General features: G+C 37.4%; 24 protein-coding genes, 1 pseudogene and 1 riboswitch. Of the genes and pseudogenes, 9 read left to right on the top strand and 16 right to left on the bottom strand.

Features of this window, described 5'->3' with window-relative positions:
• Window positions 1-295: 295 nt before the first annotated feature.
• The 3 genes from LG296_RS02260 to LG296_RS02250 form a co-directional block, all read right to left on the bottom strand.
• Window positions 296-859, bottom strand: a complete 564-nt coding sequence (locus LG296_RS02260) for an NUDIX hydrolase (RefSeq protein WP_404427339.1) — start codon at window positions 857-859, stop codon at window positions 296-298.
• A gap of 26 nt (window positions 860-885) precedes the next feature.
• Complete coding sequence (locus LG296_RS02255) at window positions 886-1,512, bottom strand: hypothetical protein (protein ID WP_404427338.1); 627 nt, start codon at window positions 1,510-1,512, stop codon at window positions 886-888.
• Window positions 1,513-1,671: 159 nt separating this feature from the next.
• A complete protein-coding gene (locus LG296_RS02250) occupies window positions 1,672-2,025 on the bottom strand; it encodes a GNAT family N-acetyltransferase (RefSeq protein WP_404427337.1) in 354 nt (117 codons plus the stop codon).
• A 395-nt stretch (window positions 2,026-2,420) separates the two neighbouring features.
• Between LG296_RS02250 and LG296_RS02245 the strand changes: the two genes are divergently transcribed.
• Together LG296_RS02245 and LG296_RS02240 are read left to right on the top strand one after the other, a co-directional pair.
• On the top strand, window positions 2,421-3,095 hold the full coding sequence (locus LG296_RS02245) for an HAD family hydrolase (protein WP_404427336.1): 675 nt from the start codon (window positions 2,421-2,423) through the stop codon (window positions 3,093-3,095).
• 179 nt (window positions 3,096-3,274) lie between these two features.
• The gene (locus LG296_RS02240) at window positions 3,275-4,474 is read left to right on the top strand and encodes a mannitol-1-phosphate 5-dehydrogenase (RefSeq protein ID WP_235867554.1); all 1,200 of its coding nucleotides are present in this window, start codon (window positions 3,275-3,277) and stop codon (window positions 4,472-4,474) included.
• A 455-nt stretch (window positions 4,475-4,929) separates the two neighbouring features.
• Here LG296_RS02240 and LG296_RS02235 read toward each other — a convergent pair whose 3' ends face one another.
• The 6 genes from LG296_RS02235 to LG296_RS02210 all read right to left on the bottom strand — a co-directional run bounded on the left by LG296_RS02235 (window position 4,930) and on the right by LG296_RS02210 (window position 11,885).
• Window positions 4,930-6,288 carry an aspartate aminotransferase family protein gene (locus LG296_RS02235; protein ID WP_107931594.1) on the bottom strand — a complete coding sequence of 453 codons (1,359 nt, stop codon included), beginning with the start codon at window positions 6,286-6,288 and terminating at the stop codon, window positions 4,930-4,932.
• Window positions 6,289-6,458: 170 nt separating this feature from the next.
• On the bottom strand, window positions 6,459-8,021 hold the full coding sequence (locus tag LG296_RS02230) for a PucR family transcriptional regulator (RefSeq protein ID WP_107931592.1): 1,563 nt from the start codon (window positions 8,019-8,021) through the stop codon (window positions 6,459-6,461).
• Window positions 8,022-8,195: 174 nt separating this feature from the next.
• Window positions 8,196-9,722, bottom strand: a complete 1,527-nt coding sequence (locus LG296_RS02225) for a CoA-acylating methylmalonate-semialdehyde dehydrogenase (RefSeq protein ID WP_107931590.1) — start codon at window positions 9,720-9,722, stop codon at window positions 8,196-8,198.
• Between the two features lie 263 nt (window positions 9,723-9,985).
• Entirely contained in the window at window positions 9,986-10,504 is a 519-nt protein-coding gene (locus LG296_RS02220; RefSeq protein WP_107931588.1) for a GNAT family N-acetyltransferase, read from the bottom strand.
• Between the two features lie 104 nt (window positions 10,505-10,608).
• Window positions 10,609-11,205 carry a nitroreductase gene (locus LG296_RS02215; RefSeq protein WP_107931586.1) on the bottom strand — a complete coding sequence of 199 codons (597 nt, stop codon included), beginning with the start codon at window positions 11,203-11,205 and terminating at the stop codon, window positions 10,609-10,611.
• Window positions 11,206-11,348: 143 nt separating this feature from the next.
• A complete protein-coding gene (locus tag LG296_RS02210; protein ID WP_107931584.1) occupies window positions 11,349-11,885 on the bottom strand; it encodes an amidase domain-containing protein in 537 nt (178 codons plus the stop codon).
• A gap of 286 nt (window positions 11,886-12,171) precedes the next feature.
• On the opposite strand from LG296_RS02210, the gene LG296_RS02205 reads away from it, so the two are divergent.
• Window positions 12,172-13,200: a DUF2804 domain-containing protein gene (locus tag LG296_RS02205; RefSeq protein WP_107931582.1), complete on the top strand. Its 1,029-nt coding sequence runs from the start codon at window positions 12,172-12,174 to the stop codon at window positions 13,198-13,200.
• Between the two features lie 51 nt (window positions 13,201-13,251).
• Here LG296_RS02205 and LG296_RS02200 read toward each other — a convergent pair whose 3' ends face one another.
• A complete protein-coding gene (locus LG296_RS02200; protein ID WP_107931580.1) occupies window positions 13,252-13,986 on the bottom strand; it encodes a glycerophosphodiester phosphodiesterase in 735 nt (244 codons plus the stop codon).
• A 319-nt stretch (window positions 13,987-14,305) separates the two neighbouring features.
• Between LG296_RS02200 and LG296_RS02195 the strand changes: the two genes are divergently transcribed.
• The 3 genes from LG296_RS02195 to helD all read left to right on the top strand — a co-directional run bounded on the left by LG296_RS02195 (window position 14,306) and on the right by helD (window position 18,424).
• Window positions 14,306-14,881 (top strand): copper resistance CopC family protein, encoded by a 576-nt coding sequence (locus tag LG296_RS02195; RefSeq protein ID WP_181417945.1) that lies wholly within the window; start codon window positions 14,306-14,308, stop codon window positions 14,879-14,881.
• 2 nt (window positions 14,882-14,883) lie between these two features.
• The gene (locus LG296_RS02190; protein ID WP_107931576.1) at window positions 14,884-15,969 is read left to right on the top strand and encodes a copper resistance D family protein; all 1,086 of its coding nucleotides are present in this window, start codon (window positions 14,884-14,886) and stop codon (window positions 15,967-15,969) included.
• Window positions 15,970-16,228: 259 nt separating this feature from the next.
• Window positions 16,229-18,424 carry an RNA polymerase recycling motor HelD gene (gene helD / locus LG296_RS02185; protein ID WP_181417949.1) on the top strand — a complete coding sequence of 732 codons (2,196 nt, stop codon included), beginning with the start codon at window positions 16,229-16,231 and terminating at the stop codon, window positions 18,422-18,424.
• Window positions 18,425-18,786: 362 nt separating this feature from the next.
• On the opposite strand, the gene LG296_RS02180 is transcribed toward helD, so the two are convergent.
• The 5 genes from LG296_RS02180 to LG296_RS02160 all read right to left on the bottom strand — a co-directional run bounded on the left by LG296_RS02180 (window position 18,787) and on the right by LG296_RS02160 (window position 20,874).
• Entirely contained in the window at window positions 18,787-19,083 is a 297-nt protein-coding gene (locus LG296_RS02180; RefSeq protein ID WP_107931574.1) for a rhodanese-like domain-containing protein, read from the bottom strand.
• A 1-nt stretch (window position 19,084) separates the two neighbouring features.
• The gene (locus LG296_RS02175) at window positions 19,085-19,444 is read right to left on the bottom strand and encodes a rhodanese-like domain-containing protein (protein WP_107931572.1); all 360 of its coding nucleotides are present in this window, start codon (window positions 19,442-19,444) and stop codon (window positions 19,085-19,087) included.
• A 137-nt stretch (window positions 19,445-19,581) separates the two neighbouring features.
• Entirely contained in the window at window positions 19,582-20,142 is a 561-nt protein-coding gene (gene thpR / locus LG296_RS02170; RefSeq protein WP_235867555.1) for an RNA 2',3'-cyclic phosphodiesterase, read from the bottom strand.
• Between the two features lie 76 nt (window positions 20,143-20,218).
• Window positions 20,219-20,533, bottom strand: coding sequence for a multidrug efflux SMR transporter (locus LG296_RS02165; protein ID WP_107931569.1), 315 nt, complete (start codon window positions 20,531-20,533; stop codon window positions 20,219-20,221).
• Window positions 20,533-20,874, bottom strand: a complete 342-nt coding sequence (locus LG296_RS02160) for a multidrug efflux SMR transporter (RefSeq protein ID WP_107931567.1) — start codon at window positions 20,872-20,874, stop codon at window positions 20,533-20,535. Before LG296_RS02160 ends, LG296_RS02165 begins: the two co-directional genes overlap by 1 nt.
• Before the next feature lie 54 nt (window positions 20,875-20,928).
• Window positions 20,929-21,024: riboswitch (guanidine-I (ykkC/yxkD leader) on the bottom strand.
• Window positions 21,025-21,161: 137 nt separating this feature from the next.
• Here LG296_RS02160 and LG296_RS02155 point away from each other — a divergent pair.
• Window positions 21,162-21,971 (top strand): S1C family serine protease, encoded by an 810-nt coding sequence (locus LG296_RS02155; protein ID WP_107931565.1) that lies wholly within the window; start codon window positions 21,162-21,164, stop codon window positions 21,969-21,971.
• 161 nt (window positions 21,972-22,132) lie between these two features.
• Here the strand turns inward: LG296_RS02155 and LG296_RS02150 are convergent.
• A pseudogene (locus LG296_RS02150) lies at window positions 22,133-23,125 on the bottom strand (ABC transporter substrate-binding protein).
• Window positions 23,126-23,255: 130 nt separating this feature from the next.
• Between LG296_RS02150 and LG296_RS02145 the strand changes: the two are divergent.
• Both LG296_RS02145 and LG296_RS02140 read left to right on the top strand, forming a co-directional pair.
• The gene (locus LG296_RS02145) at window positions 23,256-24,302 is read left to right on the top strand and encodes an iron ABC transporter permease (protein WP_107931561.1); all 1,047 of its coding nucleotides are present in this window, start codon (window positions 23,256-23,258) and stop codon (window positions 24,300-24,302) included.
• Window positions 24,303-24,340: 38 nt separating this feature from the next.
• Complete coding sequence (locus tag LG296_RS02140; protein ID WP_107931983.1) at window positions 24,341-25,321, top strand: iron ABC transporter permease; 981 nt, start codon at window positions 24,341-24,343, stop codon at window positions 25,319-25,321.
• Window positions 25,322-25,576: the final 255 nt, after the last annotated feature.

Raw genomic sequence — 25,576 nt, 5'->3', positions numbered from 1 at the left:
CTTCAACCCCTCCCTCGATAAAATTTTCACGTTAAATTTTACAGCTCAATATATGTTACATTTCCTGACGTTAGTTTTGTACTTTTCATAACATATGGCTATTGTATAGTTTTCAGAATCGTTTGACATTGTGTAAGATTGACAAATCAATCGCCATATTTTAGCTACTTTAACTAGAAAAAAGCATAAGAAAAGTAAAACTCGACCAGCAAAGGTGCAAGCTCTTATTTTCTTATGCCACAAAAAATGACTCCATCAAAAATGCTGAAGCCATCTCATTTATATAAAATTGCTATTAAATCGTATGTACGCCAAGCTTTTCGTTCAATTTTTGGTACACGACCTTCATTTCTGGTTCTGTACTTATCTCGATTGCTTTTTCTAATTCAAACCAGCCAATATCACTGTTCTCATCAGGTTTAATAAAGGTTAAATCACTTTCGCTTGCTTCCAACAAATACGTGACATTTAAGTGAACATGGGTTGCCACATGTTTGCCTTTTTTCACATGTGCTGGTACACCTAAAATTTCAATTGAATAGATTTGCTCCGATACAGGTCTAACATTTTCTAGGCCTGTCTCTTCCTTCGCCTCTTTTAATGCTACATGTAATAGATCCGTATCTCCATCGGCATGCCCTCCTACCCAAGACCAGGAATTATAAATATTATGGTATGCCATTAACACCTTTGTACGCTCTTCATTTACAAGCCATGCGGATGCTGTGAAATGAGCAAATTCATTTTCTCGAGTAAATAGATTATCAAAAGTGTCCATATAACGAAGAATGATTTCTTGATCCTTCCCTTCCTGCGGATTAGAGGGTTTGTACTGCTCAAGCTGTTGTCTGATATTCATAGTGTAATCCCCTTTCAACCTTTTTGTTATTCTGCTATTTGCCTATATATTTTTTGTATTCTTCTTACCTGAGGCTTGGTCATATATGGCTCACGTTCCCTCAGAGCATTTAAAAGATCTTCTTTAGATGCCTCTGTAATAGCCAATAAAATACTTTCTGCATGCTGAGGGACTACCTTAGTACGACAGTTTTTCAAATGCTCGATTAGAAACGGGAATATCCGCTCGTGATTTTGTTCGTTTAACATGGCTAGTTTAGCTAGAGTGAGGATTCCTTTATCGGTTGTAATTACTGATCCAGTTTTAACAGCCCATTTAATGGTATGTAGATGCTTCATCAATGCAATCGAACTTATTTCTGTGAGAGTAGACAATACTTGCATTGCTCCCCATACTAATCGGTTGTTGGAATCCTTTAACAAATCAATAAAAATCTCTGCGTAGTCATTTATTAATTCTGGTTTAACTCTTCCGATTTCATAGGCAACCTTAATACAATCTGCTTTAATTCGCTTATTAGGATTCGCTAGATTTTCAACTATTTCTTGTATCCCTTCAATATGATTAACTTCCATCAGTTCAATTGCAAGTTCAATATTTGGACGCTCGTCTTTTCTATTTAGTTGTGATGCTAATTTCGTTTGAACAGTCATTTTTTATCCCCCAAAAAATCTAAAGCTTTCCATTCACTACTATTCCCATTATTGTTTCGTTTTCTTATAGCCAATTAAAGTCATTTTATCATTAACAATTTGTTCAAAATCCGTTCGCTCATATCCCAACTTTTCGTATAGATAACAATTCCCTATTTCCTATAAAATCGTATGCAGCTCCCAAGTGTTATAGTTGGTAAAAGATTGTTCAACTTGTTCGATTGCCTGCTGTGCAATTCCTTTCCCTTGATACTCTGGCAGCACGAATATTGGGCTAATCCAATAGCTGGCATTCTTCCTAACTATACGGATGCCACCCACACATTTTTGGTCCACTACGATTTTAAAAAATGAACTATATTGTATTTTTTCAAACAAACGATTAATTGGTTCATTCGCTGGATTCGTCTCAAAATCTAGATACTTTTCTAATAAGGGCTGGAATGCTCTTGTTTGAACATCATGAAGCAACAGTACATCACCTGCAGTTGCTTTTATTAACTTAATCTCCACTTTTCTAACCCCCACCTTACTACTCACAATCTAAATTCGACAAACTTCTCTCTTTTCCCTTTTATAATTTACTGAAAAATCACCATCCAATTTGGGACAGCGATTGGATATTTTCAATTCAAGCCTTGGCTATTAAAACCCCATTCAAACCTTTACATCCTCAAGTAATGACAATAGGTAAAAAGATTCATTCGAAACTTTTTTCCTTTATTAAATAATAGCGTTTTCATTTAGATAAGATTGGGATTTATAGCAAATTTATATTCTAGCAAAATCAGCTCTTTCACTCTAGCAAGCCCTTGAATGATATCTTTATACATGTTAAGGTAATAATCAATATTCTAATATTTCTAATTATTAGGATATATCATGAAAATTCGAGAGGAGAAATGTCCATGATAAAAGCACTTATTTTTGATTTTGATGGAACCATTATTGATACGGAAACTGCCTGGTATATAACCTTTAGAGATGCTTATAAAACCCACGGTGTTAATTTAACCCTAGAGCAATATTCTCAATGTCTCGGAACGAGCCTCCATTCCTTTAACCCGTACACGCATTTAAAAACTCATCACAATCTTCCAATAGATTTAGAGGAATTCAAACAGCTAGTCCAACAACAGCATACTGAAATGATGATTAAGGAACGAGTACGTCCAGGTATTCTTCAATTACTCGAAACAGCCAAATCACAAGGCTTAAAAATTGGGCTAGCAAGCAGCTCCGAACGTACCTGGATCGATAAATTCGTAAAATTACATGGTATCGAAGACTACTTCGAGTGTTATTGTACAGCAGATACTGTTAAAAATGTAAAACCTGACCCTGAATTATACCTACAAGCTTTAGAAAAACTCGGTGTTGAAGCTAGTGAAGCCATCGCCATCGAAGACTCCCCTAATGGTGCACGTGCAGCAGTTGCAGCAGGCATACCTACAGTTGTTATCAAAAATGACATTACAAACCAACTTCCTTTTAGCGAAGGTCATCACACAATAGAATCTCTAACAAACTATGATTTAGAAAAATTAGCTGAGCTTGTACAACAAAAAGTGCATTCAAGTTAAGTTGGATTGTAAATAAACGGATTGGCGGATATTACTACTAATTGGCGGAAATAAAGAAATAGTTGGCGGATAAATTCTGCTTTCTGGCAGATTTCCAACCCAAATTGGCAGATATCCTAGCTAACTCCATAGCCCGTGTCTGTGTGATCAACCTAACCCTAAAAAGGAGAGTGATACACTTGAATGATGTTAATATTGATAGGCCTAAAGCAGTTCACTTTGGTGCTGGCAATATCGGAAGAGGATTTATAGGTCTTATCTTAACTAAATCTGGTTATGACGTTTGTTTTGTCACTCGTAGCCAAACAAAAATTGAACAATTCAATCTTAGAAAAGAGTACCCTATCACCATTGCAAACGAAACAAAAGATCGTATACTCGTTAAAAATGTGGAGGCTGTTTCTACAGACGATACCCTGTCAGTCGTAAAAAAAATTGTCGATGCGAAAATTATTACCACTGCCCTTGGTGTATCGAACCTACCTACAATCGCTGAGAATATTGCCTTAGGAATTAAAGCAAGAATCATTAAAAACAACAAAAATCCCCTCCACATTATCGCTTGCGAGAACATCATTGGCGCAAGCTCCAAGTTAAAAAAATATGTCTATTCATATCTTCCAGCATCAATGCATGAACAGGCTTCACAATTTGTAGCCTTCCCAAATGCCGCAGTAGACCGTATCGTCCCTGTACAGTATCATAAGGATCCGCTTGAAGTTACGGTAGAGCCTTATTTTGAATGGGTAATTGAAAGCTCCCAGCTACAAGAAAAACTCCCAACTATCCAAGACGTCCAATTTGTCGATTCCCTCGATGCCTATATCGAGAGAAAGCTTTTCACCGTAAATACCGCTCATTGTAGTGCAGCCTATTTTGGCTATTTGAAGGGCTACTCTACAATCCAAGAGGTTATGAAGGATCCACAATTATCGATGGAAGTACAAAAAGTAATGAATGAAACAGGTGAGATGCTAATTGAAAAATATGATTTAGATGAACAAGAGCATAAGCGTTATATCCGCAAGATACTGCATCGTTTCGCAAACCCCAATTTGAAGGATAAAATTGTCCGTGTAGGTAGGTCCCCACTTCGAAAACTATCTATCAACGATCGCCTTGTGAAACCAACTGTTCAAGCTTATGAGCTCGGTATGGATATCTCAAATCTAACAAAGGCCATTGCTGCTGCTCTCCACTTCGACTACATCAAAGACCCAGAAGCAGTAAAGCTTAACGAGGAACTAGAAAAATATGATATCCATCTTGTCATCTCCAAATATCTAGGTATCCCAAAAGCACATCCAATTCATGAAAAAGTCGCTGCCAAATATAAAGAAATTAAAAATAGAAATTTAAAAGTAAAAACCTTAAGCTAAGTAGCTTGGATTTCAGACCTTATCAAGTTAAATAAAAACTCATTTTGTCTAAATATTGTTAGGCTTCCCTCATTGTACCCTGCATTCATATGATTTTTTATTTCGCCGTTGTTATAGTTTGTAATAAACTATCTAGTTACTAACTCCATATGTTGACTCTTTATAAGTACAGTGTTTAATACATCTGTACGTACTCAATGTGCAAATTGTGACAGCTGTGAAAGCTTACAATGAATCCGAAATCGACAAATTTTTAGACAATCGCACCAAAATACTTATCATTCCTATCTAAAACATCCATAACTGAATTGAAAAATCGATTTCTATTCGATTCAATTCGCAAAATAAAACATTTCTCGGGAAATAATTCGACATTTGTCATAATAAATCTAAGAATAGTCTTGCCTCACTTAGCTAAAAAAAGCAGAATAGCTTTTTGCCATTCTGCTTTTTCCTTATTTATTTAAATGATAAATTGCTTCTACAATTGTGTTAATGACGATTTCTATATCTTCATCAGGAATACTTAGGGGTGGAGATAATAGAAGCACATTATTGTATCCAGCTACTGTAGCCCCATTTTTCCCTATGATAACTCCCTTTTCCTTGCACATCGCAATTACTTTGTTTACATATTCGAGCTCTAGTGGCTCTTTTGTTGCTTTATCTTTAACTAATTCAATTCCTATTAATAAGCCTTTTCCACGTACATCCCCTACTAATGGGTGTGTGTTTAATTGGGCTTGTAGTGAAATGAACATTTCTTCACCTTTTAGTGCAGAACGTTCAAACAGCTGCTCTTTTTCCATTATTTCGAGGTTTTTCAAGGCTAATGCACATGATGCCGGATGACCCCCAAATGTATTGACGTGTCGGAAATAGTCATAGTCCCCACTCTCCATAAAGGCTTCATAGATTTCTCGTTTCACAGCCGTTGCAGATAGCGGAAGATAAGCGCTTGTAAGGCCTTTCGCCATCGTGATAATGTCTGGTTTCACTCCATAATTCATAAATCCGAAGGGCTTACCAGTTCGACCAAAGCCACAGATTACCTCATCTACAATTAACAATGCACCATGCTTTTTACATACGGCTTCAATTCCTTTTAAATAACCCTCTGGTGGTACCAGCGCTCCTCCACCAGTTATGATGGGCTCTAGAATCATTGCCGCAATCGTCTCACTAAATTCCCAAGTCATCACTCGATCGACCTCTTTTACACTCGGGATTTCAAGGCTATCGGTATAGCTATCTTCATTACTTCGGTAAGAGTCAGGTGGTGCAACATGAAGAAATCCAGGTGATAACGGCTCATACCGGTATTTACGTTCTGCTTGCCCAGTAGCCGCTAATGCTGCTCCTGTATTTCCATGATAAGCACGATAGCGAGAAACAATTTTAAAACGAGATGCAGCTCCCTTTTGTTGGTGGTACTGTCTCGCAATCTTAAAGGCCGTTTCATTTGCTTCAGAGCCACTATTGGAAAAGAAGATAACATAATCTCCACCTAGCATTTCATTTAACTTTTCAGCAAGCTTAATGGATGGCACATGCCCTTGGGACAGTGGCGTATATGGATTGACAACCATTTGCTCGTAAGCAGCCCTTGCAAGCTCCTCCCGCCCATAGCCTACATTTACACAAAACAATCCAGCCATTGCTTCTATATACTCTTTGCCATCTACATCAGTAATTCGGGCACCTTTTGATTTTTCAACTACTAGAGTTGCATTTGGGTTATAGGGCTTCATTGAATGCCAAACGTATTTTTCGTCCTTCTCTAGTAACTCTTTTCCTAAAGTAGTATCCAACATCCCAGTCACTCTCCTATCTTCATTTTGAGGTAAACGTCTCTCCTTACCTCTTTGAAACGCTTAGTTTACAAATATTATGAAGAAAAAAGAGCTCCATTTCATGTAACAAAATGTAAAACAAAACCAGTTTTTTTATACATTTCGTAAAAACTATCATACGACACACCAGTTTATTTTATTTTCCTCGTAAACTTTCGTGCTAGGAGCATAAATTCTAATACAAGACGGTTTTGCCCGTTCATGAAGTCCTTCCCTATTAAGCTTTCAATCCTCCTTAAACGGTGATATAGGGTTTGGCGTACGATAAATAATCGCTTTGCCGTTTCCTGCTTCGATCCATTCGATTGCAAATATACCTCTAACGTTTCAAGTAGCTCTCCCCCATGCTTTTCTTCGAAATCCACTAAGGGCTGAAGATAGTCTCGAATCATTTCCTCTAAATTTGTATGCTTTTGCATTTTATAAATAAGATGAAAAACATATAACTCATCATAAAAACAGGAGGGAGAATCTAGGTTTCTGGAAATATACAAAGTATCTAAAGCAGTTTGATAGCTTTCATGAATCTTTGTTAAGTCTGTGACAAACTTACCTACAGCAAATTCTTGTCCCATCAACAAATCCGATGTTTCAAGTTTTTGAATGCATTCCCGCAGTCTTTCCTTCATAGGAATCCCATCCTGCCGATTTAGTAAGATTAAAATCAAACTATACTTTTTTTGAATTGCGAAGGGATAAAAGCCTTTCTTGTCAAAGGTTGCATGGCAATATAATTTAAAATAAGTGCTATCCAATTGCTTGTTTTTTTCGTTTCTTGGTAGAGAAATAACTAGAACGGCGCTTTCTTTTTGTTTAAAGTTTGGCCACTCAGATAATATAAACTGCTTTACCTCCTCTTCTGAATGGCCCCCTTCCAACCATTCCTCCAACCATTTCGCATCCTCCATGCCCTTCTTTTCTTCTACATATAAATTTCGAAGCAATACTTGGGCCAATGCCGTAACAGTCCTGTCTAAAATTAACATTTCAAACTCTGTAATTTCACGATTTTCACTATGAAGTGTAATTTCACCATAATTATGTTCAAATAAATAAATTGGATAGATTGTAAATTGAGAGGAGGTAGCAACGCATTTCTTCTTTTCTAAAAGAAGCTCTCTTTGCTTTTTCGTCATATTAGGATAGAAAATAGCAACTTGTCCTTCAACCTCAAAAATGATTTGAATTTGCAAAAAGTTATAAAGGATTTTTAAGAGCTGCTCGGCATTTTGTGTAGATAATATTTCTTTGTTTAAAAGTTGGGAGTAATTTTCTAGTTGAGTCATCTTAGAATATTGATGATTAATGATGAGGGTATGTAAATCTTGTGTAATTTCTACAAAGCGTACTTCTTCATGAAAGACGATAATCGGGAAATGATGTAGATTTGCCAGTGCAAGGATTTCGGTCGGGATACTTTGTATGTAATCTCCATATTCAATACAAAGACCAGAGCAATTTGTTTCAATTAGCCCCTGTACAAATTGCAGGAAAATTTCTGAATTTTGCTTAAAGCTAACACCAGTCGTTAAAATAAGCTCCTGCCCCTTCAATAGCTTCTGAGCATTCGTTACCTCCAGTACATGCACCCATTTAATTGGATTTTGAGCTCCATTAAATCCGGCTACTAACTCGGCCTGTTTAAAGTGTATATTGGTGAGAATATCATTGATTTGCAATGAAGTTTTGTTCATCTTATCCCTCCTCTAGCAAAATACCTGCCATACGCTATTTATACGTTTTTTAAATTAACTATATTTTAATAGAACTCAAGCAGTTTAGCTATAAATATCTGATAATTCAAAATAAGAGCAAAAAAAAAGATATCTAAAAAGTTGATAGGACAACCTTCTAGACATCTTAGGACATTATTGGTCTTTTTCGTTACTTGGAAAGGCAAAGGATGTAGTTGTTTCATCATCTACACTTAGCCATTTTTCTGAAATGGTTTTTACTTTAGTAAAGAAACGCGCCTGATCTGGGCCGAACATATAGCCTTCTCCAAATTTCGAACGCTTCCATCCACCAAAGTTATAATAGCCAACCGGGATTGGAATTGGTACGTTTACACCGACCATCCCAACTTCAATTTCCTCTTGGAATTTACGAGCTGCTGCACCATTATTCGTGAAAATAGTAACCCCATTTCCTAATTCATGGTCATTTATAAGCTCAATCGCTTCCTGTAAGGTTTCCACTCGCACTACAATTCGAGCAGGTCCAAACACCTCTTGCTGGTACACTTCCATCGCAGGAGTCACCTCATCTAACAAGGTTGGCCCTAAATAGAATCCGTTTGAGGTTTCGCAAATGCTAGGGTTACGTCCATCGACAACAACCTTCGCACCTTCTTCAATACTTCGATTTATATATCCCTCAACCATTTCCTTTGACTGATTTGTAATAACAGGTCCAAAATCCACATCATCCTCTGTATATGGACCCACCTTCAACTTTTCAACCTTTTCTTTTAGGACTGCGACAAAGTTATCTGCCGTCTCTTTCCCAACTGTAATCGCTCCAGAGATCGCCATACAACGCTGGGAGGCTGCCCCATATGCAGCTCCAATAAAAGCATTGGCCGTTTTTTCCAAGTCTGCATCTGGCATAACAATCATAAAGTTTTTCCCGCCACCTAAGGCTGCAACCCGTTTGTTATAATTCGTTCCTGTTTGATAAATATATTCAGCAATTGTTGTTGAACCAACAAAAGATACAGCTTGAACAGTTGGATTTGCTAACAATTCATCAACCGTTTCCTTATCTCCATTGATCACTGTCCAAACGCCATCTGGAAGCCCTGCTTTTTTCCAAAGCTCTGAATAGAAAAGAGCAGACATGGGGACTTTTTCAGAAGGCTTAAGAATAACAGAATTCCCTACAGCGACTGCCATGCTTGTTTGAGCAAAGGGCACCATCACAGGGAAGTTAAATGGAGAAATTGCTGCAACTACACCTAAAGGAGCCTTTGTTGAAAAGGCATTGATATTACCTCCAACATTGACTGAATACTCCCCTTTTAATAAATGTGGTGCATTAATGGCAAGATCAACTGATTCTAAGCCACGCGTGATTTCTCCCTTTGCATCCTCACGCGTCTTTCCGCTTTCAGTGCAAATAATCTCAACTAACTCCGCCTCATTATCCTTCACAAGCTGCCTGAACTTCATAACTATTTCCGCACGCTTTCCAACGGACATGTTTTTCCAAGCAGGAAAAGCTTTTTGGGCCACTTCGATGGCTTTCTGAACTTCCTCTTTTGTCGCTAAAGGAACCTGTGCAATCACTTCCCCGGTAGAGGGATTATACACATTAGAAAATCGTCCACTTGCACCCTCTACTAATTCGCCACTTATAAAATGATGTAACTCTTTTACCTTTTGTTCAACTGTCACACTACAGCACCCCTTTGTGTGGAATAAACTTATTTAAAAGCTAGACTTCTTGAATTACTATTAATTTACATGAATTATTGTCCTACCGAAATGGACACTTAGTAAACAATGAACCAACAGTGTTTAACAATCTGTATAAACTAAGGGCTTCCTCTCTTTACAATACATATTCTCCCGCTCTTAAATAGATTCTCATAAACGAATAAACTAAAAAAACTACAAGCTTTCTAACTTAATAGAAGAGTTTATAGTTTTTATATCTGCTAGCTTAACAGGTCAATAAGCTGATTTACTTCTTTTTTCATCGAGACCACTATAGTATCATCGCCATTTATAAGCTTAGTAGTTTCTTCTTCAAATATTTGATAGCCCTGATTTGTATATAATCGGATATTTCGTTCCACATTTTTCCTTACCTTACAGCGCACTTCTCGTACTGTATTTTGTTTTGCATATACCTCAAGCGCCTTTAATAATTGTTTTGCAAAGCCCTTTCCCCTGCATTCAGGCAGTACAGATAATCGATAAAAGTGCATGACATTTTCAATTACTTGAAATCGTACAGCTGCAACGGGTTTCCCATTCTGATCATAGCCAATAAATGCTGTTGCGCCGTTTTCTAAATCCTGTTGAACAGTATCAATAGTTTCCTTTGACGCACTTGAGGGTACTCCAGCTTGTTCGTATTCTAGATATGCTTGTAACATGATGTTGTGAATAACTAGTGCATTTTTCGAAAGCTCGATTTGCATATTAATCACCTTTTTATCATAAATATACATACAATAGAATGAAAATACAAGTTAAATAAACTGAAATTTCTATAAATTATCCAAAAGAAAAAGCTTACCCAAAGCATACTCTGGATAAGCTTTACCATTATATTTTATAAGCCTTCGATTTCACTTTCACTTTCTCCAAAAAACGAGACAATCTCATCGCTCTTTTTGCGTTCTGCTGCTTTAGGAATATCATCGTAATATCCCATTTGAAGCATAGAAATAATTCGCTCGCCAGATTTTACACCAAGTGCTTCACGAAATTCTGGAGCATCAAGGAAATCTGGAGTTTTCCAGCAGGAGCCGATTCCATAATCCCAAGCAAGTAATTGAATGTTTTGAATAAACATACTTGCTGCAGCATAATCCTCTAGTCTTTGCTTTTGACGGACATCTTCTGGAACAATCACAAATGCATATGCCCCCGGTAAAGTGAATTTTTGCATTTGTTTTTCTAGTACATCCTCAGAAAGCTCTTTCCATTTAGGAATGGCCGTATCTCGTAGAAGCTTGTGTAATTCTAAAATCTCTTTGCCGCATGCTGCTACTAGTCGCCACGGTTCTCTATTTTTATGATTTGGTGCCCAAACTGCATCATCGATAATTTGTAGTAATACTTCGCGATCAACTGGTTGACCATTGAACTTTTTAATCGAACGTCTCCCAATTATTGCTTCGCGAATAGATAAAGAATGTTGGTCCATTTGTTTCTCTCCTTAAAGAAATTAACTAAATATAGAACTATAGTAATGTTAACCTCTCAATTAACCTTAACATATATTTCGTACATTTAAAATATACTTAGCAATTCCCATTTTTATACAACGGAGAATTCAAAGTAAACCTTTTAGTTAAACATATCATCTATTCTAAAGAAGTAGTACCGAATATTAGGCGTATAAGCTAATGAGTTGGAATAGTCATAATGACGATCCGCACTGTCAGCAGTATGGGCATGGATGTATGGAACACCGTCTATCATACTCGTCACAATCGTTGTATGATCCACAACACCATTGCCTTGAAAATCGTAGCAAATAACATCACCAATTTGCAGGTCTGAAGGGTTTTCTACTCGCTTTGCCGTAAGACCTGACCTCGCATTTTCCAAATACCAACGAAAACTATGTGCAACAGACCAGCTATAGCTCCACGTTTCTTTTGAAAAGTGACCATCCGTATTATGACCACTTCTCCACCCATCTGTAATCCACCAACCGCTTCCACGGTTTGGTGCCCCTGTCATCGGCGCGCCACCTGCAAGCAAGCATTGTGAAACAAAGTTTGTGCAATCCACTAAGAATGCGGGAAATTCCGGGTTTTTCTTATCCCACCACGCTCTTGCGTACTCAACAACAGCATTACGATTATAATAAGTCGGAATTTGATAAACCTCCTTTTTTTCATTCTATGCAGTTTTTTGCGCATCTTTCGTATTTTTGAATACTCAGTGGATAATTGTGACAATTATTTAATAATTTGCTATGTCTAAAGAAATGCTGCTTAGATTTTGCTACAATAAAACTAATTCACATTTTTGGAGAGAGAAATTTTATATTAAAAATATTACAAATACTTGAGGGTTGATATATTTACTAGATAAAAATCATATTTTACTTTCAATGGAACAGATACTTATACTAGATAACTTGATTGAGAGGATGTTGGAATTGACGCAGCACGCTGAAAGAGAAATAACTGAACTAACAAGGCTTTGTGATAAAAAAGGCAATTTGAATCCAGAGGCTATTGGTTTTGCTCGTAAACCTATCATCGATTGCAACTTATCTGGTCATTATTTACGAAAGAAAAAGTGGAATAATTGGTACATCTATGGAGAAGAAATCTTGTTCTCTATATCAATTTGTCATTTAGATTATGCTGCGGTTTGCTTTGTGAACTTCTTAGAGTACGAAACACAGCGCTTCTTTGAAAAAATCATAACAATTCCTCTTGGTATCGGAAGCAAGTTAAAAATGCCAACTAGAGTATTAGAGCCTATTGAGTTCAAAAATAATGAGATTCATATTAATATAACGTATTTTCAAAACCAAACCTATTTAAAGGTTACCTCTGACAATTTTGATAGTGAGCCCCTTCTAGCAGAATTGAACATCCATCATCCACAGGAGGATGATACATTAAACGTTGTCGTTCCTTGGAATCGTCAAACCTTCCAATTTACCGCAAAACACCATACTTTACCGACATCAGGCTTTGTGAAGCTCGGAAATCGACTCTATCATTTTAATGAGGAAGATTGCTATGGAGTTCTTGATTACGGTCGAGGTGTTTGGCCACGCGAAGCTAAGTGGAATAGAGCCATGGCCTCTCAGCGTGTCCGCGATCAACGAATCGGCTTAAACTTCGGTGGACAATGGACTGATGGAACAGGGATGACGGAAAATGCCGTTTTCGTCAATGGACATATGACGAAAATCCATGAAGATGTGCTATTTAACTATGATTCTTCCAATCTCTTGAAGCCTTGGTATATCACATCAAAATTCTCAGATACCGCCATGCTAACCTTCCATCCATTCTTTGAGCACTATGGAGAAATGGATAAAAAACTAGTGAAATCCAATAACCAGCAATTGGTAGGCTATTTTAACGGCCAAATCAAACTTGACGATGGCTCTACACTGTTAATTCAGCAAATGCTCGGGTGTGTCGAGGCACATCAGGCAAAGTGGTGAAAAAAGGCGACCTTCATCTATATGGAATGGTCGCTTTTTTTCGTGGATATCTTACACGTTTACACTATTCTCTTTTATAAACACCATCATCTTCTCTGGTTCATCAGTAAAAATAGCTTCTACACCACTGTTTACAAGCAATATCACATGCTCCACCTCATTAATTGTCCAAACACGTACTACAGAGCCCCTTTGGATAGCCTCTTGTACAGGTCGACGAAGTGCAGAGGGTAATGAAACATGCAAAGCCTTGGCAGGGAGTTTTTCTTGATATTCAACTATCTCTAATATTGTGTTAACAAATAGTGCAGCATTCTCAATATTTGGAGCAAGTTCAGCTACTCGAGCTACTGCTTCGTGGTCAAAGGATGAGATTACAACCTGCTCCTGCATTCCTAGTGCTTCAACCTCTTTCAGTACTAGTTCCTCCATTCCAGCATAAGCAAAAATATCGGATTTCAGCTCAATATTTACTCGAAGGTTCGTATCACGGAAAATAGTTAATACTTCACTAAGAGTAGGAATGGTTTCACCGGCAAATTCCTTACTAAACCAGCCACCATAGTCAAATCCGCGTAACGCTTGTAGTGTCATATCTTTTACAAAGCCCTGGCCGTTAGAGGTACGGTTAATGGATTCATCATGAATAACAACAACCTGCTGATCCTTTGTTAAATGCACATCGAACTCTACCCCATCAATTGGTAAGTCAGCTGCAGCTCGAAAAGCAGCTAAAGTATTTTCAGGATACTTCGCAGAATATCCGCGGTGAGCATATATTTTCATAACAAGACCTTCCTTTAACCTGAATTTTTACAATAACCATTCTTGATAACACTCTATCTAAGTTCTATAGTATCAGTTCAAAATTAACAAACCACACTCAAATAATTAAATTCATGTAAAGATTCTTGGCAATTTATAGTCTTATTTTAAAGTTCCATATTCATATACTTTCAACCTCTAATCTCCTTTGCTGCTAAAAAAGTTCATAGGATTGTTGGAAAGCCCTATACAAGTCCCTAACCTTAAACCCTTCTTAAAGGCTTTTATCAAAGGAAATATGCTACAATTTAACCGAATTTATAAATTTGGAGGTTTTTTTGTGCTAAAAAAATTCCTAATCGTTTCTTTTATCTTTTTATTTACTTTTGTAAATAATGCATTTGCGCATACACATATTGAAAGCTCCTCCCCACAATCTGGTGAAGTAATAACTGAGGAATTAAATGAAATTCAATTAACCTTTGAAGGAAAAATTGAACAAAATAGTTCCTTCACACTTCAAAATACGGCAGGCGAATCTATATCAATCGATCATATTTCAGCAACTAACACTATATTGACTGGTACCCTTTCTACTCCTTTAGAAAATGAAGAATACGTTATTAACTGGACTATTATCGGTGCTGATGGCCATGTCATGGAGGGAGAAGTACCCTTTAAAATGGACTTACCTACAGCACAAACAAACGAAAATACTGAAGATGGCGCAGTAGATGTCGAAGTGACCGATGCAGACCTTAGTATAGCTACAAGTGAATCAGAGTCTGCTGCTGAAGTGGATTTAGCTGAGAGTGAACCTGTTGAAAAAAAGTCCTATCTAGCACCATCACTTATTGGCGTGCTTATTCTGATTGTTATCGGTAGCTTCATCTTTTTCGCCAAGAGGAAGCAATAATTATGGATATGTTAGGTATGTTAAGTCAGACAATCGTATATCTTTGCTTTGCTATTTTAATGGGGAGCTTCATTTTAGCAATAGTACCTGAATCAGCACGGCCTTCTATTTTTGTACCGAAATGGGCATTGCTTCTTTCTACAATTGGACTCGCCCTCTTTTCTTTTTTTCCAGTACTACAAATTCTGTTCTACCTAGTGCCGAACATGGGCTTAGCCGATACACTGCAATCTGTTTTATTTACATTTGAGGTAGGTAAAGCCTGGTTATTTACGTTTATTGTTTCGATTATTTTATTCCTTTTCATCGCTCTTTTCGATGATCGGGCTAACAGGTTTTACTGTGCGATAGCTATAGCGCTCACTTTTCTTTTGATACTAGCTTTAGGCTGGTCGAGTCACGCTAGCTCTTACAATCAATTACTGGGATTTGTAAGTGATACCATTCATTTTACTGCTGTAGCTGTTTGGGTTGGTGTACTGATTATCGTTAGTTGGTTTTCAAAAAATCATTCCAACTGGGCAAGCTTTTTAAAATGGTTCACGCCTGTTGCGTTACTATGCTTTACGGCGACAATTGTAAGCGGTCTTCTTTTGATGGACATCATTGTGGAGGACTATACAAATTCCTGGCCAATTTCCTATGGGCAAATGCTGTTAATGAAGCATTTATTAATCATTCCATTAGTAGTTTTTGCTGCGATTAATAGTCTATTTATTAAAAAGAAGGTTCAAAGAGAAGCAAGCTTCAATCCCCTGCCTTGGACAAAGGCCGAAAGTATTTTTATGCTGCTCATTTTTTCTGTAACTGCTGCATTAGGACAACAGCCGCCACCGAGAGAAACAGCTATTTCGGGCAACAATGTATCACCATTATTCAGCTACATTTACCAGGGGCAGATTCAACAAAATATGAGTGTACAATTTGCTCCAAATGCAACAGCGATTATGCTAGGAGTTCTAACTCTTCTATTCTTAGTACTGATGATTTTTTCCTTTTTAAAGAAGATGCCAGCAATCATGACTTTTATGATGGGTATATTCATTGTTTTAAGTGGCTATCTTTGCTTGATTTTAAGTATTAAATAAAACAAGCCGTTTCCATGTTTTTGAAGATGGAAGTGGCTTTTGTTATTTCAACATTTATTTTTAAATTATCTGAAAAAACATTATACAAAACTTCACTTCAGTAGGAAAATTTAGTAAGATAAATATCTAGCTTTTTTTGTACGTTATTACACAATGAATGGGGGTTTGACCTAAAGTGGCAGAACAAGGTGAACAAAACACAATCCAGCATCCTGATTTTCAAAAAGAAAGTGAACGATTAGAGTACACAAAGCATTATATGAGCGAGCTTCTTGAGGCTTCACAGAGAGATTTAAAGGCTGTGCAAGATAAGATTAAGGAATCGATGGCCAATCTTGAATATATTGATTCCAGTGATAGCTATATCAATATTTTAACGAATTCTCGTTTTTTTGAATTAGCCTTAAATCAAAAAGAAAGTTTGGAAGCCGTTAAGAAAAAACCTTATTTTGCTCGGATACATTTCCAACGAACTGGAGAGCTTGAGGAGCTTTTATATATCGGTAAAACCTCTCTTTTTCATAACGAAACCTTCGAGCCTATTATTGTGGACTGGCGTTCTCCAGTGGCCAATGTGTATTATGACGGTCGACTTGGCGAAATTTCCTACCCTGTCCGTGATGAGGTTTTTACAGGGCACTTATTTTCAAAACGACAATATAAAATTGAAGATGGTGAACTGTTAAGCTTCCAGGATGTTGATTTAACAACGAATGATGACCTCCTTCAGGAAGCACTTTCGGGGAAAGCCGATGTACGATTGACCGAGATTGTAGCAACCATTCAAAAAGAACAAAATGAAATTATTCGCGCCCATTTAAAACAACCGATACTTGTACAGGGAGCTGCAGGAAGTGGAAAAACCACCATTGCTCTTCACCGAATTTCTTACTTCCTATATACAATGGGCGAACATTTTAACCCTGAGCAGCTAATGATTTTAGCACCCAATAAATTGTTTATCGAGTATATTGGAGACGTCTTACCAGAGCTAGGTGTGGAGCAAATTTGCCAAACAACCTATGCTGAATACGTCCAAAATGCTACAGGCACCAAATTAAAATTACAAAACCCGAATGAACAGCTTGAAACAATCGTTGAAGAAGGCCTTGATGCACTTCCCGCTTTCAACATCCCTCAAATAAAGGGCTCCTTATTTTACCGGGAATTGTTAAACCGTTATATCAAAACACATGAACACGATCTAGCAGATTTATTTAATGAGGATGTGTTTATAGAAAAATATCGGATAATGCGTGGCAGTCATTTGAAGAAGCTGTTCCTAGAGGAATTTGCTTACATGCCGATCGAAAAACGTATTGAACGCATTAAGAAGATTGTTCAAACCGAAGTAAAACGAAAAGCAAAAGCTGTTCTTACATCTCTAAATACCCGTTATGAGGATATGATTGGAAAAGCATTAAGCGGTTTACGAGATCCCGACAAAAGACGTGAAACAGTTACAAAATTCATCGACGAACGGGATGAACGCATTCCTAAAATTACAGCTGAAGCTAAATCTACTGCAACTACTTATATGAAGCGGTTTGAAAAAGCGAAGATCAAACAGATGTATCGCAAGCTTTTGACTGACCGTCAGCTTTTACAAGAGCTTGCACCTGAATGGACCTTTGAGCAGCAAGAGAAATTTTTGCAAACCCACGCAAAGGAAAAATGGGCATTAGAGGATCTAGCGGCCATTTATTATTTACAGGCCAAAGTCAAAGGCATTGCTGATCAGTGGAAAATGCGAGTTGTCTTTATTGACGAGGTACAGGATTATAGTTTATTTCAGTTAGCTGCTCTACAGGATGGTCTGGAGACAGACATGTTTACAATGGTTGGTGACTTAGCACAGGGAATTCACAGCTATCGTTCTTTAACAGAATGGGATTCTTTACTTGAACTGTTTCCCCGTGCAAACTACTTTACCCTGCAAAAAAGCTATCGAACGACCATTGAGATTATGGAGGTAGCAAACAAAATTCTCATGAAAATGGACGAGGATTTACCATTAGTTGAGCCCGTTGTTCGACACGGCCAGGAACCAACCTTTGTACAGGGCGATACATTTGCCCCTGAGAAAATCAGTGAAATCTATCAATCAATTGGTCAAAATGGACACAAATCCATTGCTCTTATTTGTAAAACTACAGCTGAGGCAGCTAACTATACACGGCTATTAAATAACGCTGGAGTTCCTGCTGAAATGCTGAATGAAGAATCCGCGCTAGGCGATGCAAAGCTTCTCATTGTGCCTAGTCACTTGGCAAAGGGGCTGGAGTTTGATGCGGTAATTATCGCAGCTTTCGATATCCCCTATTTCGATACAGCGATCGACCGAAAGCTTTTGTATGTTGCCTTGACCCGCGCTATGCATGAGCTATATTTAGTTGGACCTGGATTAGATGTCTTTTTACTTAATGAAGTATCTGAAACAGTGAACAAAGCGTAGTAATATAGAAGATAATCTAGGGATGAAGCTGTTCAAAGTCTTTAGACTTAAGAACAGCTTTTATTTTCTTGGTGGAATTCGAACGAAGGGTTTCTTTTTAACAGCTCTTTTTGAAAGTATTTGTCGAAGCAGCCTGAACAACAGTCTTCTTCTTTTAAACTCAATATCCTTTGTTTGAGGTAAGGCAGGAATTCTCATAATTTCATCACTCCTTTATTTTAAATATATTAAAAAAAGAACTATATTATTCACCGTAAGTGATAGTTTTCAAAATTTCTTTTGTAGAATATAAATAAGGCCTAATCCAAAAGAACTTTGAATTAGACCTTCTAAAAACTACTTTGTATGCGAAAAGAAAGATACTATTCTACATTACCTTCCCAGGCAAGCATGCCACCACTCATATTCGTTACATCAAAGCCTTGGTTTTGTAGAAATTCCGTTGCCTTGCCACTGCGTCCACCTGAACGGCAAACCATAATATATGGTTTGTTTTTATCTAATTCATGTGTGCGAAATTCGAGTAACCCTAGTGGAATATGCGTTATACCAGAAATATGACCAGCTTGTACTTCATCAACTTCACGTACATCGATTAGGTTTAGAGCCTCTCCATTTTCTAAGCGCTGTTGCACTTCTTGTGGTGTAATCTCTTTCATGTTATTTTCCTCCTTTAAAATTCCAGTTACTTAAGCCGCCACGAACATTTGTAATATTCGTATGGCCACGTCGTTTTAATTTTTTACAAGCCTGATTACTTCTTATACCCGTTTGGCAAATCACAATGATTTCTTTATCCCTTGGTAAATCCTTAAATTTCGATTTTAGTGGGATATTTTGAAACTGTTGAATATGCTGCGCATTATATTCAAGCGGGGACCTTACGTCTACAAATACCTTATCCGGATCATTTATAATTGTTTTTAGCTCCTGTGCCGTGATTGTTTTAACTCCCCTTGCTGGTGTTAAACGGTACACGAGAAACGCGACAAGAATTATGATTAAAATCCATTCTAACATCGGTGCCTTCACTCCTATTTTTGCCTATTAAAATCAATGCAATTTCAATCTACTTATACCTATTATACACGAGAGCGAGCTAGTTAAAAAAGGTATGGTTCTTTTGTTAACCATACCTCTTAATGTTTTTTTCGTTTTTAAAGCCCTTCACCTAAGGAAAAGCGAGCATATTCATAATATTTAGGTGTTCTATCTAAATGTGTCTCATAAAGAATAACTTCATCGATCGTAAATGAAAGTCGTTCATCGAAGTTAGTAAGCGTTGCGATATCAAAGTCTTCCTCGCCCTGCCATTTGCGAGCTAATGTAATATGGGGACGGAACGGTTTTTTATCTAATTGAAAGCCGATATTCGTACACTGGCGATAGACCTTTTTTTGAACTTCGTTTAATTCCTCGGATTGTTCTACATCTGCCCAAAATATACGGGGTTTTTTATGCGGCCCAAAGGTACCAATTTTATTTAGTGTTAAAGTAAGTGGATTTTCATTTATTAAAACCTGTGCCATAGTTTCAATAACTTCTTGTTTCATGTTTTCTTCAGCAAAGCCTAAAAATGCTAAGGTTATATGAAAATCCTCATGATGTACCCATCTCGCAAATGGAAAATCTATTTTATTTGCCTCAACCCACTCTTTTAAAAACTCTTTTACTTCTTTTGGTAGCTTGGCTGCTAGAAAGTAATGATGCTTACTCAACGTTTTCCACTCCTTAAGAAATCTGACTACCATTTATAGTTCTCATATCCTTCAAAACTATAACGTATTTTTATTCTTATGAAACAATTTTCAACCCAATACTAGCACAGAGAATAATAAAGATACATAGAACCCTTTTCCAATCCTTGGATTCCCCGTAAAAAAGCATGCCTACGATTGTTCCTCCGACTACTCCAATACCAGTCCAGATGGCATAAGCTGTTCCCATTGAAATCGTGTGCATCGCGTAGTCTAGAAGGAATAAGCTAATACAAAATCCAAGTATTAATAACGCTAACGGTTTCCAGCTTCGGCTTACGCTATATTGATTCATCATTGCCACTCCAAAGGTTTCAAATACCCCCGCTACGATTAAAGCTACCCATGCCATTATTCAGCTGCCCCCTTTTCCTCTTGACCATTGTCCGTTACAAGCTTTAAGCCAATAACACCTATCAGTAACAAAATAATTAGTAGAATTTTTACTATGTTAAAGGGCTCACCAAAGAACATAATCTCCGAAAGAACTGCCCCCGCAGTCCCCAATCCAACAAATACCGCATAAACGGTACCTGTAGGAAGCTCTGAGGTTGCCTTTATCAATAAATAATTACAAATTCCGATTGCTAGTATTGTACCTGCCCATTCCCAAAACTCATCTGCATGAGCAAGACCTATCACCCAAAATACCTCAAGCAATGATGCTAGTAAAACCTTTAACCAAGCTTTCATGTAAACTTTCCTCCTCCATTCAAATAAAAAAAAGCCTTGAGAGATATTAAAAATATCTCCCAGGCTTTTGTCCTTCCGTGTCACGCTTTGCGTAGTTCTCTCTCGGACCAGACTATCAAAATACGATACGGAACCCTAGAAAACCTTTCTCTTAATCTAATTGTCTAGAATTATGTCACATTTTTTAGGGGGATTCAAGCGTTACTGTCATGCTATCAAAAATTTCCAAAGAACATCGATTTCAGCTATCATAGAGGAAATGATTCCATGTGAAGGGAGGGGCGAGAATGGATAAAGAAAAACAAAACGAGCCTGAGCCAATTAGTGAGGAAGAATTGATAGAGTTAGTCCTTGAAGAACAAAGAAAAGCCCTTGAAAAGGACCGAGAAAATCGATTATCCGGCGTGAAAGTAACTAAGAAACGCTCAAAGCCAGTTCGCCTTTTTGCTTGGATCATGGCTGCCATGCTTGCCTTTAGTACATTTGCGATGATTTTTGAAATCTTCTCAATTCCTGCTATTGAATTTTTGAAGGTTTCTGCAAAGCTTTCAAGTCAGGAAGACATTCAAACCTATAAACAATCTGTTGTTGAAATACAAACTAACGATGGTAAAGGAACTGGTTTTTCTATTACTGAGGACGGTTATATCGTGACGAATGATCACGTCATTGAAGACGCCCTGACCATCACTGTTATTTTTCCTGATGATAGCCTGTATAAAGGTGAAGTGATAGAAACTTATCCAGACATTGATTTAGCTATTCTTAAAGTAGAAGGTGAGCAGCTCCCCTACTTAACCTTAGCTGATTCATATACACCAACCGAACAGGAGGCTATTTACTTTATCGGAAATCCTTTATATTTTACCGGGATAGCCAATGAAGGTCAGGTAATTGATTACATGCAGCTATCTGATTGGAATGAAGAGGTTTTAATGTTAGATGCGCCGGTCTATCGAGGAAATAGCGGAAGTCCAGTTATTAATCTAGATGGTAAGGTCATCGGAATAATCTTCGCTACAATTAAAGACGAGACGCATGGACGTGTAGGATTATTTATTCCCGTTGACCTACTACATGACAAAACTCAATTTTAATATAATAAAATTCATTCTCCCTTTTTCAACAGACCGTTTATGAGGATTGCTAATATAAGTCGGTATGCTTAAATTTTTGTCAACTTAGGTTACGAAATTGCTTTATCGGCAAAATAAAAAGTACTTGTCCAGATAATATCCAGCAAGTACTTTTTCGTTTACTATTTTGCTACACTTTCTAAAACATCATCAATAATTTGACCATTTGCAATAGCACCTGTGTATAACCAGCTTGTATCTGGTCCGAATTCATACACATTGCCCGCTTTTACGGCAGGAATGCTTTTCCATAATGCATCACTTAAAGTTGTACTCTCGCTACCATCGCTGTTTACTAGGAATAGGTAGTCTGCATCAAGCTCAACTAATTTCTCAAGAGAAACGGCATTCCAGTTGTTTTCACCGCTAGCTGAAATTTCTTCTACTACTGCTGGCGCTTCAAATCCTAAATCATTATAAAGTACATCTCCACTTGATAATTCTTTATTTACAACAAAGAAACTTCCCCCAACTAACCAAACCGCAGCAGCAGACTTTTTACCAACTTTTTCTTCAATCTGCGCCTTTGCTTCTTCTGCTTTTGTTTCATAATCAGAGATTACTTCTACAGCTTTATCTTCCATTCCGAAGATACCACCTACTGTTTTAAGCTCTTCTCTCCAATCATTATTTAACTCTGCCCCGATAACGTATGTTGGTGCGATTGCATTGTATTGTTCATACTTTCCACCCTATACCATGCTAGGTGAATCCATAATAATTAAATCTGGCTCAAAGCTTTGAACTTCTTCGAAAGGAAGATCATAATTGATTAGATCAATATCTTTTAAATTATCTTGTAGATAGCCTTGAATACTTGCGCCTTCATTTAATGACCATTGAGCAATCGGTGTAATCCCAAGCGCTACTAGTGGATCCTCTAAATAAGATGCAATAACACGTTTTGGCTCAGCAGGTACTGCTACTTTGTTTCCTAAAGCATCTGTAAGTGTGCGAGCTTCAGTTGAATCTTCTCCTGTTGTAACTTCACTTGTAGCTGAATCATCTGTTTTAGGTGTATCTTCAGCCTTATCTCCACATGCTATTAATGCTAAAGCTAAAAACCCTAAAGATGCTATTTTTAATGGCTTTGTTGATTTAAAGAAAATGCCCATTTTAATCCTCCTGATTATGTGTTAAAATTTACTTTAGTTGATAATGATTATCATTTATATTAAATGCTAAATATTCAATATAGTCAACATTTATTTTTAATATAGGTTTAAAGAAAGTAGGCTTTATAGTATGGGTCAGCCCAAAAAGATATCTCAACATTTACATAACTCCTTTAAAGGAAAACCTTATATCTCGCTGATACTTGGATGTGTGGGTATCTTTTTACTTATATTTCTTGGTATTATTTCAATCCTTTATGGTGCTACCTCAATTGATGTAGCAACCATTATTCAAAGTCTCTTACATTTTGATGATGAAAATAGCCAGCACGTGATTATTAGAGAGCTAAGAATTCCTCGTGCTATTGCAGCCGTTGCCGTAGGAGCAGCTTTAGCAGTTTCGGGTGCCATTATGCAAGGTATGACGAAAAATCCACTTGCTTCTCCATCAATCATGGGGGTTACAGCTGGTTCTTCTTTTGTACTTGCTCTAGCAATGGCTATCCTGCCTTCTTTACCTTATCAATCACTTATATTCTTCTCATTTATAGGTGCTGGTGTAGGTGCATTCCTTGTGTTCGGTATGGTCGCTTTAGCAAAAGGCGGAATTACACCGATTCGTTTAGTATTAGCTGGTTCTGCCATCACATCCTTACTAACATCTTTATCGACCATTATTAGTATTCGCTTTGATATCGCAAAAGATATCAGCTTTTTCTATGCGGGTGGTGTATCCAGTATCCAAAAGCACCACTTATCCATTGCTATACCTGCAATTGTCATTGGTTTAGTATTTGCAATTCTTTTGTCACGATCCATAACAGTGTTGAGCTTAGGTGAGGATATCGCGAAGGGTTTGGGGCAAAATACTAGACGCATCCAATTATTCGGCACAATTACAGTACTGATTTTAACTGGAGCAGCCGTTTCAATCGCTGGGATGATTGGCTTTGTCGGCTTAGTTATTCCGCATATCACTCGCTTCTTTGTCGGATTGGATTACCGTTATATCATTCCATGCTCGGCCATCTTGGGTGGCCTGCTACTTTTAGGAGCAGATATTGTTGGCCGTATGGTAAATCCTCCATTTGAAACACCTGTAGGAGCTATCACAGCCTTAGTCGGTGTACCTTTCTTTCTTTATTTAGCTAGAAAAGAAGGGAGAACAATGAATTGAACTCGCAACTAGTCAACTTACGAAAATTTGTAGGTTTCATGGTTTTATTTCTCATTTTAATAATTGCCCTTGTATTAGTTAGCATTAATGCTGGGTATATACATATTCCCTTTTCTGATGTGTACACAACTTTAACTGGGAACGGTACTGCGGCAAATCAGCTGACTATCTTACAATTCCGCTTACCGAGAATTGTCATCGCCTTATTAGTAGGTGCTGGAATTGCAGTGTCTGGTGCGATTTTACAGGGGGTTACGAAAAACCCAATCGCAGATCCAGGTATCCTTGGAATCAATGCCGGGGCAGGTTTAGCTGTCGTGCTTTACATGTTCTTTTTACAGGGCTCAGCATTCTTTTCAGGACCATTATCAATTTTCATCATGCCACTTACAGCTTTAGCTGGAGCGTTTTTAGCAGCGATTTTCATCTATTTCTTCTCAATGAAAAATCGTACTGTGACGATTACCCGCTTACTTTTAGTTGGAATTGGCGTAAATGCTGCTTTCAATGCTGGATTAATCATCTTCCAAATGAAAATGGAGCCGGCTGATTTTACAGCTGCATTGGTTTGGATTTCCGGCAGCATTTGGGGAACAAATTGGACGTACGTTTTGGCCTTATGTCCATGGATTTTCATCTTCATTCCACTGGCAATTTATAAATCAAACTATTTAAATATCCTAAATCTAAACGACTCTGTCGGTATTGGGTTAGGTATGAGAATCGAACGCGAACGTCGAATTCTATTATGCATTGCCGTAATTTTAGCTGGTACCTGCGTGGCAGTTGGTGGAGGGATTACATTCTTAGGTTTAATCATTCCACAAATCGTACGCAGACTTATTGGCGCAAATCACAAAAGACTCATTCCACTAACAGCTCTAGCCGGCGCATTATTCTTGCTCCTTGCAGATACATTAGGAAGAATGTTCATGGCGCCAGCGGAAATTCCCGTAGGCTTGATTGTATCGCTTATCGGCGCACCTTACTTTATGTATTTGTTGATAAAGGGAAGATAAACCACAAAAGCATCTCCTATTTGTTAGTTTTGACGCTAACTGGTGGAGATGCTTTTTAGATTTCATTATATAGAGCTGTTTTGAACATTATTATTTATCCTTTTCATTTTCACAAGCATAGCTAATATCATAAATTTTTACTTTTAATCAATTTTAGCATAAGTATCCAATTTATTTTAAAAGCAACTCTGTTAATTTGACGAGTACATCTCACTTCTATATCCAAATAACAAAAAATATTACTCAAATATTTTG

The sequence above is a fragment of the Ureibacillus chungkukjangi genome, from assembly GCF_044795995.1.
In the GTDB taxonomy this organism is placed as follows: Bacteria; Bacillota; Bacilli; order Bacillales_A; family Planococcaceae; genus Ureibacillus; species Ureibacillus chungkukjangi.
Note: the sequence above shows the minus strand (reverse complement) of the source record. Positions and strands in the feature narration are given on the sequence as shown.

Excerpts from the sequence above, each read along its gene's own strand:
- LG296_RS02260 (WP_404427339.1), bottom strand. The coding sequence starts at position 859 with ATGAATATCAGACAACAGCTTGAGCAGTACAAACCCTCTAATCCGCAG.
- LG296_RS02145 (WP_107931561.1), top strand. The coding sequence starts at position 23,256 with ATGGGTCAGCCCAAAAAGATATCTCAACATTTACATAACTCCTTTAAA.
- LG296_RS02155 (WP_107931565.1), top strand. The coding sequence starts at position 21,162 with ATGGATAAAGAAAAACAAAACGAGCCTGAGCCAATTAGTGAGGAAGAA.
- helD (WP_181417949.1), top strand. The coding sequence starts at position 16,229 with ATGAGCGAGCTTCTTGAGGCTTCACAGAGAGATTTAAAGGCTGTGCAA.
- LG296_RS02200 (WP_107931580.1), bottom strand. The coding sequence starts at position 13,986 with ATGAAAATATATGCTCACCGCGGATATTCTGCGAAGTATCCTGAAAAT.
- LG296_RS02230 (WP_107931592.1), bottom strand. The coding sequence starts at position 8,021 with ATGAACAAAACTTCATTGCAAATCAATGATATTCTCACCAATATACAC.
- LG296_RS02220 (WP_107931588.1), bottom strand. The coding sequence starts at position 10,504 with ATGTATATTTATGATAAAAAGGTGATTAATATGCAAATCGAGCTTTCG.
- LG296_RS02175 (WP_107931572.1), bottom strand. The coding sequence starts at position 19,444 with ATGTTAGAATGGATTTTAATCATAATTCTTGTCGCGTTTCTCGTGTAC.
- LG296_RS02190 (WP_107931576.1), top strand. The coding sequence starts at position 14,884 with ATGGATATGTTAGGTATGTTAAGTCAGACAATCGTATATCTTTGCTTT.
- LG296_RS02160 (WP_107931567.1), bottom strand. The coding sequence starts at position 20,874 with ATGAAAGCTTGGTTAAAGGTTTTACTAGCATCATTGCTTGAGGTATTT.
- LG296_RS02180 (WP_107931574.1), bottom strand. The coding sequence starts at position 19,083 with ATGAAAGAGATTACACCACAAGAAGTGCAACAGCGCTTAGAAAATGGA.
- LG296_RS02255 (WP_404427338.1), bottom strand. The coding sequence starts at position 1,512 with ATGACTGTTCAAACGAAATTAGCATCACAACTAAATAGAAAAGACGAG.
- LG296_RS02165 (WP_107931569.1), bottom strand. The coding sequence starts at position 20,533 with ATGGCATGGGTAGCTTTAATCGTAGCGGGGGTATTTGAAACCTTTGGA.
- LG296_RS02215 (WP_107931586.1), bottom strand. The coding sequence starts at position 11,205 with ATGGACCAACATTCTTTATCTATTCGCGAAGCAATAATTGGGAGACGT.
- LG296_RS02235 (WP_107931594.1), bottom strand. The coding sequence starts at position 6,288 with ATGTTGGATACTACTTTAGGAAAAGAGTTACTAGAGAAGGACGAAAAA.
- LG296_RS02140 (WP_107931983.1), top strand. The coding sequence starts at position 24,341 with ATGGTTTTATTTCTCATTTTAATAATTGCCCTTGTATTAGTTAGCATT.
- LG296_RS02245 (WP_404427336.1), top strand. The coding sequence starts at position 2,421 with ATGATAAAAGCACTTATTTTTGATTTTGATGGAACCATTATTGATACG.